The 15,865-nt window shown below is 38.1% G+C and carries 13 protein-coding genes; 9 read left to right on the top strand and 4 right to left on the bottom strand.

All coding sequences use genetic code 11. From position 1 onward, the window contains the following. The first annotated feature begins 63 nt into the window (after nucleotides 1-63). The gene (locus M2408_RS07055) at nucleotides 64-684 is read left to right on the top strand and encodes a murein L,D-transpeptidase catalytic domain family protein (RefSeq protein WP_259180395.1); all 621 of its coding nucleotides are present in this window, start codon (nucleotides 64-66) and stop codon (nucleotides 682-684) included. Here M2408_RS07055 and M2408_RS07050 read toward each other — a convergent pair. Then, nucleotides 681-2,186 (bottom strand): hypothetical protein, encoded by a 1,506-nt coding sequence (locus M2408_RS07050; protein WP_259180394.1) that lies wholly within the window; start codon nucleotides 2,184-2,186, stop codon nucleotides 681-683. The two genes, M2408_RS07055 and M2408_RS07050, sit on opposite strands and share 4 nt — an antisense overlap. Before the next feature lie 141 nt (nucleotides 2,187-2,327). Between M2408_RS07050 and yiaA the strand changes: the two genes are divergently transcribed. After that, nucleotides 2,328-2,795, top strand: a complete 468-nt coding sequence (gene yiaA, locus M2408_RS07045) for an inner membrane protein YiaA (protein ID WP_259180393.1) — start codon at nucleotides 2,328-2,330, stop codon at nucleotides 2,793-2,795. 53 nt (nucleotides 2,796-2,848) lie between these two features. On the opposite strand, the gene M2408_RS07040 is transcribed toward yiaA, so the two are convergent. Continuing rightward, nucleotides 2,849-4,189 (bottom strand): sigma-54 dependent transcriptional regulator, encoded by a 1,341-nt coding sequence (locus M2408_RS07040; RefSeq protein WP_259180392.1) that lies wholly within the window; start codon nucleotides 4,187-4,189, stop codon nucleotides 2,849-2,851. A 273-nt stretch (nucleotides 4,190-4,462) separates the two neighbouring features. Here M2408_RS07040 and M2408_RS07035 point away from each other — a divergent pair, with 273 nt between their 5' ends. From M2408_RS07035 to M2408_RS07025, 3 genes are all read left to right on the top strand, one after another. Continuing rightward, the gene (locus M2408_RS07035; RefSeq protein WP_259180391.1) at nucleotides 4,463-6,055 is read left to right on the top strand and encodes an ABC-F family ATP-binding cassette domain-containing protein; all 1,593 of its coding nucleotides are present in this window, start codon (nucleotides 4,463-4,465) and stop codon (nucleotides 6,053-6,055) included. A gap of 304 nt (nucleotides 6,056-6,359) precedes the next feature. Then, nucleotides 6,360-8,096, top strand: a complete 1,737-nt coding sequence (locus M2408_RS07030) for a GMC family oxidoreductase (RefSeq protein WP_259180390.1) — start codon at nucleotides 6,360-6,362, stop codon at nucleotides 8,094-8,096. A gap of 3 nt (nucleotides 8,097-8,099) precedes the next feature. Then, entirely contained in the window at nucleotides 8,100-8,732 is a 633-nt protein-coding gene (locus M2408_RS07025; RefSeq protein WP_259180389.1) for a gluconate 2-dehydrogenase subunit 3 family protein, read from the top strand. Between the two features lie 78 nt (nucleotides 8,733-8,810). On the opposite strand, the gene M2408_RS07020 is transcribed toward M2408_RS07025, so the two are convergent. Together M2408_RS07020 and M2408_RS07015 are read right to left on the bottom strand one after the other, a co-directional pair. Then, nucleotides 8,811-9,689 carry an OmpA family protein gene (locus M2408_RS07020; protein WP_259180388.1) on the bottom strand — a complete coding sequence of 293 codons (879 nt, stop codon included), beginning with the start codon at nucleotides 9,687-9,689 and terminating at the stop codon, nucleotides 8,811-8,813. A 102-nt stretch (nucleotides 9,690-9,791) separates the two neighbouring features. Then, the gene (locus M2408_RS07015; RefSeq protein WP_259180387.1) at nucleotides 9,792-10,316 is read right to left on the bottom strand and encodes a hypothetical protein; all 525 of its coding nucleotides are present in this window, start codon (nucleotides 10,314-10,316) and stop codon (nucleotides 9,792-9,794) included. Between the two features lie 433 nt (nucleotides 10,317-10,749). Between M2408_RS07015 and M2408_RS07010 the strand changes: the two genes are divergently transcribed. The 4 genes from M2408_RS07010 (at nucleotide 10,750) to M2408_RS06995 (ending at nucleotide 15,813) form a co-directional block, all read left to right on the top strand. Then, on the top strand, nucleotides 10,750-11,124 hold the full coding sequence (locus M2408_RS07010) for a hypothetical protein (RefSeq protein WP_223582293.1): 375 nt from the start codon (nucleotides 10,750-10,752) through the stop codon (nucleotides 11,122-11,124). A gap of 79 nt (nucleotides 11,125-11,203) precedes the next feature. Continuing rightward, complete coding sequence (locus M2408_RS07005) at nucleotides 11,204-13,180, top strand: DUF3857 domain-containing protein (protein ID WP_259180386.1); 1,977 nt, start codon at nucleotides 11,204-11,206, stop codon at nucleotides 13,178-13,180. Then, on the top strand, nucleotides 13,177-15,078 hold the full coding sequence (locus M2408_RS07000) for a DUF3857 domain-containing transglutaminase family protein (protein WP_259180385.1): 1,902 nt from the start codon (nucleotides 13,177-13,179) through the stop codon (nucleotides 15,076-15,078). Before M2408_RS07005 ends, M2408_RS07000 begins: the two co-directional genes overlap by 4 nt. Nucleotides 15,079-15,153: 75 nt before the next feature. After that, the gene (locus M2408_RS06995) at nucleotides 15,154-15,813 is read left to right on the top strand and encodes an HAD family phosphatase (RefSeq protein ID WP_259180384.1); all 660 of its coding nucleotides are present in this window, start codon (nucleotides 15,154-15,156) and stop codon (nucleotides 15,811-15,813) included. The last annotated feature ends 52 nt before the right edge of the window (nucleotides 15,814-15,865 follow it).

Raw genomic sequence — 15,865 nt, 5'->3', positions numbered from 1 at the left:
AAACAATAGGCGATTGAAAAATAAATATGCATACTTTGTTGAACAAAAAAGCCAATCTAATAAATGAATAAGTTCATTCTGCTCATTATTGTGATCGGGATCGGTCTGATCGCTTTCAAAGTTTCCCGAAAGCACACATTTGCTGCAGACAATACCAACAACACTGCGGCATCAGACTCAGCACGGTATATTGACGCATTCGATCGGGTCAAAGATCTCGTTAAAAAGGATAAAAAATACAATAAGAACATCGCTTTTCTTCTCGACATGAAGAAGCTTTCTGGAAGGAATCGTTTTTTCGTTGTTGATCTCAACAACAACCGGATCCTGGATCAAGGTTTAGTAGCCCATGGTTCAGGTTCGGAAACCGGAAAAGCCGGCAGATTAAAATTCAGCAATCAGGACAACTCCTATGCGACCTCATTGGGCATGTATTCGATCGGCACATCTTATAACGGTCGCTTCGGAAAAGCTTATAAGTTATATGGGCTTGAAGCCTCCAATAGCAACGCCTATAGTAGAACCATCGTTTTACATAAATACGATAGCATGCCCCATGATGAACAAATTGCTCCAATATGTTTAAGTCAGGGTTGCCCAATGGTAAGCGTAAAATTCTACGAAAGACTGCAGCCTATTATTGACTCCTCCCCAAAACAAATTATCTTAAACATTTATTATTAATCATCTTTCAGCTCCGATTTCCTAACCAAGCTCAATAAAGCCTGATAGGGGCTTTCCGATGTAACCAGGGATTTTAACCAAGCGATGAACCCCAGCACAAATAAATCCTGATTTTCTGCGTGATCGACCATCGCCTCTATATCGGCTATAAAAACAGTATTCTTTACGACCGATGGATTTTGCAGATACTTTTCAACCAGTCTTAAAAAATTAACAACCCGACCTTCCCGCACGGTTTCCAGGTATTTTTTGTACCGACGTCTAAAGCTTTTCACCCGCGAAATTGCTAGATCAATATCCGCAAACTGAATATGGATCAATATCTCCAGCAAGCTCTTACGAATCGTCCATAACATGCCCATTTTCTTCTCATACCAAGCATCCGTTCGAATCAACTTTCTTAATTCTGTTAATGCAAGTTTATCTTGAAATTGTGTCAGAAACATAACCAGGCATAATTGCAGGTCCGCAATATCAGTCTCGTTGGACTTCAATGTCGAGTGTTGGATCCCTAAACGTAAAATAGCGAGTGCCTTTGCCCCTTCTCCGATGTAATGGTAATTTAGCGCCTTGAGCAAATAATAACGTAAATGAAACTGAACCCGAAGAACGCTCCCCGGAGAACAACCAGCAAGCAGCTGCTCCAAATACGCTAAACTTTCGTGGAATAATCCATTCCGCAAATTGAAATTAGCAAGGTAATAGAGAATATGTAGATAGTAAAACAGGTGATGCACCGAATTTACCTTTTGCCTTGTTATAAATTCATCACTTGTTTTCAAAAACGACCGAACTAAGGCATAATTCTGATGTATCGTAGCATACTCATTGGCGATAAACAATAGCTGATATAGCGACTTAAAAGACAACAGTTGACGCAATGAAATATCATACTTACCAATTGTATCGATCACCAACCGATTTAGATCAACGATCTTTCCCTTCAAATGGATATCTTGCAATTCGACCCTTAGAAATGCATAGGCAATTTGGAATTTCACCTCTTGCTGCATTTTATGTTGATTTGTCGTCAAACGATCGATCAACAATTCTAAATTAGGTCTGGATTCCAAATATGCATATTGCAACCTCAATTGCAGAATTTCATTGAGCAAGCTAAACTGCTCCAGAAGTAAAGCCTTTTGTTCGGCCCGTTGAAGGCATTTAAATCCAGGTTTTATCAGATCATTCTCCAACAGAAAACGTCCAACAATAAGCAGTCTCAAAGCTTCATGCGCCTCACTGTTATCTCGTTCAAATGTTTTATTTGAAATAAACAATAGTAGGCTATCATGTAATCTTTTCCTTAATGCATGATAAGCGTCTTTATTTTTTGAAGACCCATAAAGTTTTTTTAATCTATTTATATCATCAGTTTCTAAAATTTCGAGCAACCTGATATTCTTGACATCATTCCGCTTATTTTTCTTTTTCAGGAAGCTTTTAAAGTCCTTAATATCATCATTATCTAATACGCTAATAAGCTCTACAATTGAATCCATATCGTCAAATTTAGCATAAAATCAAATTTAATAAATAAAAATATATCATCAGTATTTTCAACAAATTGATTTTATATCCTATTGAATACTTCTGATATTTGAATCAACAAATAACAAAAACAACAATAAAAAATTAAAATTATGGAACCGCTAAAAAACATGATTGAAGAAAAAATTTCAAAAAAGGATTCGAACACAAGAAATCCTTTCAAACCTACAGGAGCCTTCATTGGCGCATCCTGGACAGCTCTATTGGTAGGAACTATTGGTTACTGTGTCGGATTATGGAATGCGACTATGACTCTCAATGAAAAGGGATATTATTTTACCATTCTATTGTTTGCCCTATTTGCTGTTATTTCTGTTCAAAAAAGTGTCAGAGATAAAGCTGAAGGACTTGCTGTAACCGAACTTTACTATGGTCTAAGTTGGTTTGCAACAATTGCTGCAGTAGTCTTATTGATTATCGGATTATGGAATGCTGATCTGCTACTGAGCGAAAAAGGATTCTACGCCATGTCTTTTTCGCTAAGTATATTCTCTGCGATCGCAGTTCAGAAAAATACACGGGATGCTAAACTCATTGATGATAACGAGATAAAACTTTAGCGGGTTGCCAATCCTGCGGCCGCTGGCTGACATGCCGCAGGATCTATTGTAGATCATTGCATTTTATACTCCTCAATTTTCCGGTACAATGTTGCTACACCGATCTCCAGCAATCGAGCAGCTTCAGCTTTATTCCCATTTGTATGTTGCAATACACGCTGAATGTGTTGACGTTCTATATTTGCCATGGAAAAACCGGAAGACAGCGCTTGTTCCGATTTCAAACTATTCATTCCAAAAGGAAGACTGCTCAGATCAAGCTGTCCATCTTCACTCAGTATGACACTACGTTCAATCACATTTTTCAATTCACGGATATTTCCCCGCCAAGGATTCCGTTCGAGAGCAGCAACAAATTCCGCAGTCATTTTTAGCGGTTTGATATTCGATTTTGCCGCAAAAATATCTGCGTAATATTGAGCCAGCAATCGAATATCCTCAACACGCTCACGTAAGGGTGGCAGCTGAATCGTAAAGACTGACAATCTATAAAATAAATCGCTTCTAAAATGTTCTGAATCAATTTCAGCTTCAAGATCCCGATTTGTTGCAGCAATAATGCGGACATCCACTTTTGTTGGCTTGGAATCACCTACCTTTAAAAATTCGCCAGTCTCCAGTACGCGTAGAATTTTGGCTTGAAGTTCAATCGCCATCTCGCCGATCTCATCCAAAAAAATAGTTCCCAAATGAGCCTCTTCGAATAGACCGCGCTGGTCCTTTGTCGCTCCTGTAAAAGCCCCTGCTTTATGTCCAAACAGTTCATTTTCCAGTAGATCTTTTGTGAAAGCCGCACAATTAATGGCAACAAAACTACGCTCTTTACGTGGGCTGGCCTGATGAATCGCTTGTGCAAACACCTCCTTACCAGTTCCTGTTTCTCCGGTTAGTAGGACAGTCGTACTTGTTACGGATACCTTTTGCGCAAGCGCAATGGCCGATTTAATCGGAACAGAACGCCCTATAATTTTGTCAAATGAAAGCCTATTCCCTAATTGTTTCTCCAACTGTCTTACTCTTCGTGCCAGCGCTACTTTCTCACAGGCTTTATAGAGTAAAGGAATAATCCGGTTGTTGTCATCACCTTTGGTAATGTACTCAAAAGCACCATTTTTAATCGCCTGAACTCCATCCGGAATATTACCATAGGCAGTCAATAATATGATTTCAACAATTGGATAGCGTTCCTTAATCAATTTCGCAGTCTCTACACCATTACCATCAGGCAACTTAACATCGCATAATACTACATCGATGTCGAAAATATCAAGCTTTTTCAAACCAGATTTGATATCAGCAGCTTCGATTACTTCAAAACCCTCCAAGCTGATGATCTTAGCAAGCAGTTTACGAAGCTTCTCCTCGTCATCGATAATAAGTATTTTATTCACCATGTTTTTTTTCAAAATTACGATTTGTTCAACGCAAATAGCAATAATTTACATTCAAAATTTGGGACACTTTTATACGAATTTGTTTTTAAACATTAAGGAATTTGACTATAGATAAAACAGCTGTTTTGAGATTAGAAATAAACTGGTATATTTGTAGCTCTTAAACTCAAATAAAAACTGTATGTAAGATTAAGATTCTTTAGAGCGTAATAAATACCAACGGTAAATAACTTACCGAAATGGCCTGTTTTTAACATTATAAAGAATTTTAGCATGATTTCATTACAACAGATATCCTATATACATCCGAATAAAGATTTATTGTTTGAAAACATAAGTCTAACAATCAACTCACACGAGAAAATAGCATTAATTGGCAACAACGGTGTTGGTAAATCAACATTATTGCGCCTTATCGCCGGAGATCTATTAACCACAACAGGCGGTATGCATAGTGATACCCGCCCTTTTTATGTACCACAAATTACCGGGCAATACGATGATTTAACGGTCGCACAGGCTCTTCGCATTGACAAAAAACTAAATGCTTTTTATGCCATCTTAGCCGGCAATGCCTCAGAGGAAAATTTTAATATCCTTCAAGATGACTGGACGCTGGAAGAACGCTGTCAAGAGGCTTTTGGGTATTGGAATTTGCCCGAAATTCATTTGACGCAGAAAATGTCGGATCTCAGTGGTGGCCAAAAGGCAAAAGTTTTGTTGGCAGGGATCCAAATTCACGAATGTGAGCTTATCCTGTTGGATGAACCCAGCAATCACCTGGATATGGACAGTAAAAAGCTGCTTTATCAATGGATACAGTCTTCAAAACAAACCATTGTTGTTGTCAGCCATGACCGAACACTGCTCAATCTATTGGAGGACACACTAGAAATGACGCCGAGGGGTATAAAACGATACGGTGGAAACTATGCATTTTATGAATCTCAAAAAGAAATAGAACGCAATGTGCTAGAGCAGGATATCCATCATCAGGAAAAAGCGATCAGAACAGCCAAAGAGAAAGAAAGAGAGACGATTGAACGGCAAAACAGATTAAACAATCGTGGTCAAAAAAAACAGGAAAAAGCAGGTGTTGCCCGCATCATGATGAATACACTACGGAATAATGCCGAAGAAAGTACGGCCAAAATCAAAAGTGTCCATCAGGACAAAATTGGAGATATGAAATCCAATCTGCAAGAACTTAGAGGTACGAAAGCTGCCTTAGATGAAATGAAAATTGATTTGGGAAACAGCGACTTCCCACGCGGAAAAAGTATGATAAAAGCGACCAAAATCAATTTCAAATACAATACAGATGAGCTTTGGCAGGAAAATATTGATCTGCAAATATTCAGCGGGGAGCGTATTATCTTGCAGGGAAAAAATGGTTCCGGTAAAACCACATTGATCAAAATCCTGTTAGGTCAGCTCAGCCCCTCTCAAGGTCAGGTTGAGCGACAGCGCTTTAGCGCTATCTATCTCGACCAGGAGTACTCGCTTATTGACCTCCAGTTGAGTGTTTATGAGCAGGCTCAATATTATAATAGTGAATCGCTACCAGAACATGAGATCAAAATCAGACTCAACCGCTTTTTATTTGGGAAGGATGACTGGGACAAGCCTTGTCAACTTTTAAGTGGTGGCGAAAAAATGCGTCTGATCCTATGCTGCTTGACGATTAGACAACAGGCTCCGGATCTTATTGTGTTAGATGAACCTACCAATAATCTAGATATTCAAAACATTCGTATCCTTACCCGAGCGATTCAACATTATAAAGGCACGCTCCTTGTCATCTCCCATGATGAAATGTTTCAAGATGATATCGGCATAGACAGAAGGATCAGCTTAAAAAATTAGGTAAAACAAAAACAGCCGATATTTCTGATACCTTGATATCGGCTCAATTTTTATCTCAGCGTACTCAACCAATCGAGTGTCATTCCAGCAAACTACACATTGTTTTGTAACAATCTCCTATTCTTTATTTAGAATAATGCTAAAACGATAAATTAAATTGAAAAAAAATAAAATTTTATCAATATATTCACGATGATTTTAAACATGAAACAATAACCATCAATTAGTTGAACCTTCCCGCAGATATAGAATTTCTTAAAAAAATGTATCTCGCAGACTTTTCAATTAATTACTCAATTTAATTATGTCAAATTATCAAATTAAAGAGAATCCCGAATTGTTTGACGCTATCGTCGTAGGCTCAGGTGCAGGTGGAGGTATGGCCGGATATATCCTCGCACATGCGGGTCTCAAAGTATTGATGCTGGAGGCTGGCCCATTTTACGATCCCGCAAAAGATTCGTTGCAGTTACGTTGGCCCTGGGAATCACCACGGAGAGGAGCTGGTACAACAAGACCTTTTGGCGATTTCGATGCGGCCTTTGGTGGCTGGCAAATAGAAGGAGAACCTTACAGTAAAGTTAGTGGAACCGAATTCGAATGGTTTAGAGCAAGAATGCTTGGTGGTAGAACCAATCACTGGGGCCGTATCTCATTGCGTATGGGTCCAGATGATTTCAAACCGAAAGATGGTACCACCGATGAATGGCCTATCACTTATGATGAAGTCAAACCATTTTATGATCGCGTAGACCGTATGATCGGTATTTATGGTACAGCCGAGGGTATACATAATGAACCTGATGGTATTTTTATGAAACCCCCTAAGCCTCGTCTTAATGAACTATATATTGCAAAAGGAGCTAAGAAAGCGGGTGTACCAGTCATTCCGGGGCGGGGTGCCGTGCTGACCGAAGTATCCAAAGATATTAAAGACCGAGGCACTTGTTTCTACTGTGGCCAATGTGGTCGTGCGTGTAAAGTATATGGCGATTTCTCATCCTCATCCTGCTTGGTCATTCCTGCAATGAAAACAGGGAATTTAAAGGTAATCGACAATGCAATGGTACGAGAAGTATTGACCAACGACGAAGGATTGGCTATCGGTGTGTCCTATGTTGACACAAAAGATTTACAGGAATATACAGTAAAAGGAAAAACTGTAATTCTTGGAGCCAGTGCCTGTGAAAGCGCCCGGATTATGTTAAATTCAAAATCTAAAGCACATCCGGGTGGTGTTGGTAACAGCAGCGGCTTGGTCGGCAGATACCTACATGACTCCACTGGAGCCAGTCTCTCTGGTTATTTACCACAATTACTCGACCGCAAAAGATATAACGAAGACGGCGTTGGAAGTGTCCATATCTATTCACCTTGGTGGGAAGACAACGCGAAACTGAATTTCCCGAGAGGATACCATATTGAATATGGTGGCGGTCTACATATGCCATCTTATGGATTCCTAAACTGGGTACCAAAAGTAAATGACGCCGGAAAAGGGGGCGACGGAAAAACAAAAGCAAAGGGTGGATATGGCACAGCGCTTAAAGAAGATTACCGTAGTTACTATGGCGCAAATGTTGGTATGGCCGGACGTGGCACTGCATTGGCAAGAAAAGATAACTACTGTGAAATTGACCCGAGCCAAGTTGATAAATTTGGTATCCCTGTACTCCGTTTTAATTACAAATGGGCAAATGAAGAAATCGCCCAAGCAAAGCATATGCAAGAGACATTCCAATCTATTATGCATGAAATGGGTGCTGTCATCACATCAAAAATTCCAGGTGCCGACACCTTATATGGTTTGGAGGCTCCCGGAAAAATTATTCATGAAGGTGGCACCACCAGAATGGGTAACGATCCGAAAACCTCGGTATTAAACAAATGGGGGCAGGCACATGACTGTAAAAACCTCTATGTGGTTGATGCGGGACCATTTGTACAACAAGGAGATAAAAACCTTACATGGACAATTTTAGCGCTGTCGATGCGTACCGCAGAATATATATTGCAGGAAAAGAAAAAATTAAATGGTTAAAGCATGAATAGAAGAGAATCGCTAAAAGCATTAGGCTTTATTGCTGCTGGATCAGGTCTTTTAACCGCAGCTTGTAACACAAAAGACGCCAAAAATGCAACAGCAGCAAATGCTGATAAACTACCCGGTGTCCAAGATTTTGAATATGAACGGACAGCTCGGCTAAAAGAAGAAAAGTTTTTTGATGAACATGAAATGGCAACGATTACCGTTTTAGCCGACATCATTATTCCAAAAGACAGCAAATCAGGCAGCGCCTCCGAGGCGGGTGTTCCGGATTTTATCGAGTTTATAGTAAAGGATTTGCCCGACAATAAAATCCCTATGCGCGGTGGACTACGCTGGCTTGACCTTCAGACTAAAAGACGGCATGGTAATGTATTTATAAAATGCGATACAAAGGATCAGCTCGCACTCATTGATGAAATTGCCTATCCTGAATTGGCAAAACCTGAAATGCAGCAAGGAGCAGCATTTTTCTCATTGATGCGCAACCTGACGTCTTCTGGATTCTATACCAGCGAAATTGGCATCAAAGATATCGGATATGCTGGCAACAAACCAGGCGTATGGAATGGTGTTCCGGACGATGTACTAAAAGAACACGGTTTTGATCCGACTAAATTCTTTGGATAAAAAAAATCCTTTCCAGCTTTTGGAAAGGATTTTTTTCTATACACAATATCGAGGTGACAGCTATTTATCTAATTTTCATTATTGTGCTGGTGTAACCTCAGTCGGCTCTGGAGCTTTGTCAATCAATTCCATAAATTGATCCAACTTAGGTGTAATAATAATCTGTGTTCTCCGGTTGCGTTGTTTTCCAAGAGCCGTTGAATTGTCAGCTACAGGATTATACTCTCCCCTACCACCGGCTGTCAGTCGCTTCGGATCAACACCATACTTGGTCTGTAATGCCTGAACGACAGAAGATGCCCGCAATGTACTTAAATCCCAATTGTTTCGAATATTTGGTTTCGAAATCGGGTCTGTATCCGTATTACCTTCTATCAGCACTTCATAATCTCTATAATCTTGAATAATCTTGGCTATTTTGCTTAAAGTCATATCAGCTCGATCACTGATTTCATAACTTCCAGACTTGTATAGCATATTATCTGCCAGTGAAATATAAACGACACCTTTTAACACCTGCACATCAACCTCCTGTAATTCCTCACGACTCAGTGAGCGGGTCAGATTATTTGTCAATACCAAATTCAACGAGTCAGACTTGTTCTTGGTCTCAACAAGGTGTTTAATGTATTTATTTGAAGCATTGATTTCATCAACAAGCTTGGAAATATTGACATTTCCCTGTGAGTTTTGATTGATACTCTTATCCAAAGAACCTTGCAACGCAGCATAAGCAGCTTTAAGATCAGCATTATTTTGTCTTTCTGAAGCTAATTGATCTTCCAAACTCTTAATCCGTGACCGACTTTCAGTCAATTGAAGCTGACTATCCTGATACTGTGTTTGCAAGTTTTTATACTCTGTCTGCAAACCTACATATGTTTTTTTACTGACGCCACATCCCGTAAAAAATAAACTTGCGGTCAGTATGGACATCGGAAAAACTATATTTTTCATAGCATTCTAATTTTGTAGATGTTGAATTAATTCGTTGAACCAAGATAAAGCAATATTTCAGCCAAAAAAATAGTATCCTATCAAATTAACATCCTTTAACGTCTATTGTCCTAACTCCTTTAACTCCACATTAGTGAATATCTGCTCACCTTTCAAATAAGGGTTAGCCCCTTTCAGATAATTGTAAATAATTGATTTTGCCTCTTCATTCGGCAACTTATGGAGATTTTTGACCAAGAAGTTTTTGTCTTCGATGATATTATCTTTATAGCCCAAAAAAGACGGTGCATGAACCTGTACACTCCATCGAATAAACCTTGCTTCAATATGATTGGGGTTATCTTTGATCAACTCCTCCAGATGCTTCTTACCTTCTTTAAATTGACCTACTTTCTTAAATGGATTGCCCATGTGTTTTGCTATTAATATCTCATAGGCGGCACGATAGACCTTCTCTGTAGTGGATTTAGCCCCGTCATCGAGTACTTCAAAATTACGTTCACACAGATCCTCGTCCTTTACTGCCTCCGCATAATCTTTCCGGATCTTATCAATATTCAGCTGTTGTCCCAGTCCCATCTTTGCTATTGAAAATAGAAATACTGTCAATACTATTCGTGTCATCATAATTATAAATCAGGCTTTTTCCAAAAATTCATTTTCCGACTTAAATTACTAAAAAAATCGAATTCAAATATTAATTTTCAATTATCATACCACAAAGCCTAAAATCTCTTGTCATCATATCACTACAGGAGGCTTTTTCCTCGCTAAATTTCTTTACAAAAGGATATTTTTAACCCATTTTTGTACCATGAAATTAGCATTAAAAACAAGCCCTGTATGGTTCAAAGTAAGTCTATCCATTCTTTTTGGAATTATATTGGGTTGCCTGTTGGGTGAAATGGTTTTCAAACTTCTACAGTCTTAACCTACGCTCAGATGGAAGAAAAGAGATACAACCTGTATGTCTTTTTCAGAGAAATCTTGTCGTCATCCTTGCTTAGAATAGAATTATTTTTAGTATATTGCTTATACCAATATAAATTTAAAGTGAGCTATGGAGACAAAAGCGGAGTATCAGATTTGGGACACTATAGTCAATAGTGCAAAAACTAAATTCGATTATAAGCATATTCGTGCTATGTTCAAAAAGGAAGATGATGAAATAACCGATAAATTTCTATTCCATATTATCGCAGGATTTGCCTGTGGAGAAAACCACCAGACTATCTCAACAAACCTGTTCAATGAATTGCAAAGCATCAATTTTGAATGCAATGAACAACAGATTGATAAGTTCATTTCAGACAAACATGTTAAGTTTAGTCCTGAGATCTACGCAACTTACCTCGCATTTTCAATGTTAGAAGATGGGGAGGATATTGATAATATTACCGAAGTCATTGACAATCTACTACAAATAGACAAATAATTAGATAAATAATATTTTTTAGAGGTATCGTTTAATTTTGGCTAAAAACTTATATTCGTATACAAATTACGCCTAAGTTATGCGCCATTTTTTAACGCTATTTTTAATATTTTGTTTTTGTTCGAACATCTTTGGACAGAATTTCGATTTTGGTAGAGTAAACATTTCAGATTTCTCAACTACAGCACTCGATAGCAATGCAAATGCTATTGTCCTAAAAGAATTTGGGCAAAGCTCAGTTTTCGTCGATGACTATGATCATCGGATAAAATTAATGCACGAATACCATGTCCTCATTCGTATAAATAATAAAGAGGGTTTTAAAAAAGCCAATTTCGAAATCCCCTCCTATAAAAGAGGAAGTTATATCCGTGACCACCTGGACGAATTAAAGGCTGTTACCTACAATATGGAAAACGGACAGATCATTCGAACGGAACTTGAAAGTAAAAAGGTTTTTAAAGAAAATTACTCTACTTACCTTGATCTGAATAAATTCACACTTCCAAATATTAAAGAAGGATCCATCATAGAAGTGTCGTATCGAACGCTCGAACAGGATCTATTTAATTTTAAGACATGGGAATTTCAGGATGATATACCCAAATTACATAGCCAATACATTGCTATTATACCGGCATCTTTTACTTATAATGTGGTATTGCGTGGTCCCTATAAACTTGATGACCAAAAAAAAGGAGAAGTTTTAAAGGAATATCTTTTTTTGGATGGAGTAAGAATGGATTGTTCAAAGCTCACCTATGCGATGTCCAATATTCCAGCTTTTGTTGAAGAAGACTTTATGACTTCTCCCCAAAATTTTAAATCCGCAATATATTACGAGCTCGAATCCATATTCTATCCAAGCACTGGTGTCAAAAAAACATTTAGTAAGACATGGAAAGATGTTGACACAGAATTAATGAATGAGAAGACCTTTGGTGGACAATTGAAAAAAACAGATCTATTTAAAACTACACTGTCAACGCTTTTATCTCCAGACGATTCGAAATTGGTAAAGGCCAACAAAATCTACGACTACATCAAGAAACAGATAAAATGGAATAACTATGTTGGAAAATATTCCGAAAATGGAATCGAAAAAGCCTTAGAAAAAAGAACTGGTAATATTGGTGATATAAATTTATCGCTGATTACCGCCCTACAAGCTGCGGATTTAGATGCTTATCCAATTATTTTATCAACAAGACGAAATGGTAACCCCAATTCGCTGTTTCCTGTATTATCTGATTTTGACTATGTAATTGCCTGTGTGGACATCGATGGAATCAAATACAAATTGGACGCATCGAACAGCTATCTGCCCTTTGGCTCATTGCCATTGCAATGTCTCAATGAGCGTGGCAGAATCATATACTCCAAAAAGAGTTCAGATTGGTTCCCCCTAGCTTCCGAGGAAATATCCGAACAATACTATACGTTGACGGGCGTACTGAATGATCAAGGTCAAATTAAAGGTACACTTATCATCAGCAGTCAAGGTAATAAAGCGCTTTTAAAAAGGCAACATATTGCCAAATTCAACTCTCTCGAAGAATATTGGGAAAAACTGGATGAAGAGATGCCCAACATCAGTTTTACCAATGCGAAAATTGAACATCTTAACGAACTCGATCAGGTACTAAATGAGACGTTTGATATTACGTTAGATGTTAATAAACAGCAAGAGAGTAATATATTATCGCTTGCTCCAAACGTCATAGATCGCATCTCCTATAATCCGTTTAAAATTCAAGATCGTACTTATCCGGTAGATATGGGATTTAAGTCTAAGCTCCAATATAATATCCAATTGGAAATCCCACAACAATACGAAGTAACCGATAAACCACAAAATATATCTTTGGCTCTTCCTGAGTCCGCTGCAAGATATAAATACATAACACAGCTAACTGGCACCAAACTAGAGGTTATGGGGAGCCTCAGTTTTAATAAACCAATATTTACGGTAGACGAATATTTCTCTTTAAAAGAGCTCTATTCACGCATTATACAACAGCAGAAATTAGACATTAGATTAACCACAAAAAAATGAAAACGTTATTTGTCAATTTAGCCTATTTCCTGATTCCAATTGCTGCAATTGCTCAGGAAAACTACGATATTGCTCAGATTCCAGGTGCGCTAAAAAGCCGGGCAGTAGCAACAGTCCGAAATGATAAAACTGTGGTGGAAGTAAAATCCCCTGAGCAGGTTACTGAAACGGTCACACGTGTCATTACCGTTTATAATAAAAACGGGGATTACTATGCCGCCCTTCCGATACATTATAACAAATCAAATGAGATCAAAAGCATAAAGGGTGCGATCTATAATGAAATGGGGATATTGCAGAAAAAAATTGCAACCAAGGATTTTAAGGATGTAAGTGCAGTCGACAACAGTACAATGTTTGCTGATTCGAGGATGAAGGTCTATATCCCGGATTATCATAGCTACCCCTATACCATCGAATATCAATACGAAGTAAGGCATAAACAAAACTTAATCATTCCTTCATGGACTCCGGAAGTTTCAAACAATGTATCCGTTGAAAAAAGCAGTTACCAATTTATCACTCCGATCGGCAGTGAATTCCGTATTGAGTCAAAAAACTATAAAGGTAATATCAAAGAGGAGAAAACCGACAAAACAGTCAGTAAAACCTGGAGTGCAGAACAAATTCCTGCTAAAAAAGAGGAATCCTATAGCCCCAATCCCAATCTAAAGAGAACAAGCGTATTGATCGTTCCCAAAAACTTTGTCTATTATGGAAAAGAAGGCAATTTTAGTGATTGGAAAGAGTATGGTGACTGGTTTTCAACTAAATTATTAAGCAAAAAGCAAGATCTTACTGAAGCCTCAAAACAGAAGTTCTTATCACTTACAAAGAACGCCTCATCGGATCAAGAAAAAGCGAAGATCCTCTATGACTATTTGCAAAAAAACACGAGATACATCAGTATTCAGATTGGAATTGGTGGACTTGAGCCTTTCCCGGCATCCGAGGTTGACCGTTTAGGCTATGGTGATTGTAAAGCTTTGGTCAATTATATGGGAAGCATGTTATCTGCTGTAGGTATACCTTCTTACTATTGTATGGTTGAGGCGGGTAAACGCAAGGAGAATTTTCATAAAACATTTGCAAATGTACAGGACGGCAACCATGCAATCCTATGCCTGCCATTCAAAAATGACACGACCTGGCTCGAATGTACCAGCCAGAACCTACCTTTTGGGTTCCTAAGCAATTTTACAGATGACAGAGATGTCATTGCCTGTACCGAAAATGGCGGTGTGATTATGCATACGCCAAAATATAGCAATGCCATCAATCTTCAGCTTCGTAACGCCGATCTTAGCCTATCCGATGATGGGAGTATAAAAGGCTCCTTAAACACCAAATTTTATGGTACGCAGTATGAAAATCATATGGAAATTCTTTTGGCAAGCAATAATGAAAAAACTAAACTGCTGGCAGAATATTATAATATCGACAACATTGATTTTGAACAGGTAAAATACACTGAACACAAACAAGACAAACCATTTATTGAAGAGAATCTGTCAATTTCCATTAAAAACTATGCGGTAAAAAACGGCAATAAGATGCTGATTCAGCCCAATATTTTTAATACACAATCCAGCATATCTGAGAATAAAAACCGTACAGAAGATATTTTTATAGAACGTGGATATATTGACATTGACAGCATTAGCATTGCACTGCCAAATAATATTTTAAAAACAATAACCCCGGAACAAAAGGTTATCGAAAAACCATTTGGTAAATATGAATTTAAGTCGGAGATAAAAGGAAATAAACTTTTCACGTATCGAAAACTGGAGCTCTTCGAAGGAAATTATCCTGCAAGCAACTATGAGGATTTCTTTCAGTTTCACAAAGAAGTGAGTGGTTCCGATAAAGGACGTTATAATCTGAGCATATTGTAATATCATCTTAAAATATTTACCAGAATATGAAAGTTGCCAAACAATCAAATAAAGCAATTATTGTATATTAGCCAAATGACAGAATACGCGGCAATTTTTGATATGGACGGGGTTATAAGCCACACCAATCCCTTTCATGCAGAAGCTTTCAGAGCTTTTTTTAAAAACCATAACGTACAGCAGGCTACTGAAGAAGAATTCGAACAGCATATGTATGGCAAACACAACAGCTATATCATGCAACATTTTTTTCAACGTCCGATCTCTCCTGAAGAATTACGTACGCTTGAGTTTGAAAAAGAGCAGCTTTTTAGGGTAATCTATAAAGAACATGTTGCCCCTATTAAAGGCTTGATCGAATTTCTGAAAGATTTAAAAGACAAGGGCTTCAAACTTGCGGTGGCAACATCGGCTCCTAAAGAAAATATGGATCTGATTTTGGATGAACTAAAGATCCGGAATCTTTTCTCATCAACTTTGAGCAGTGAAGATGTAAAACTTCACAAACCTCATCCCGAAGTTTATTTGAAATCAGCGGAAAACCTGGGTATGCCAATTGAAAAATGCATTGTGTTTGAAGATTCTTTTTCGGGCATTACAGCGGCCAAAAATGCGGGAATGAAGGTCGTTGCAGTATTATCAACCCACAAAAAAGAGGAACTTCCTGTTAGTGATACATATATCAGAAACTATACTGAAATTTCAGTAGCTAATGTGAAAGCAATATTGCAATAGAAGCTCCGCTTAACAAAATGATCACTTAATTGATACGAGGGATCATTTCAAC

The organism is Sphingobacterium sp. BIGb0165, assembly GCF_024810095.1.
GTDB classification, from domain to species: domain Bacteria; phylum Bacteroidota; class Bacteroidia; order Sphingobacteriales; family Sphingobacteriaceae; genus Sphingobacterium; species Sphingobacterium detergens.
This window is presented reverse-complemented; position numbering and strand designations above follow the sequence as displayed.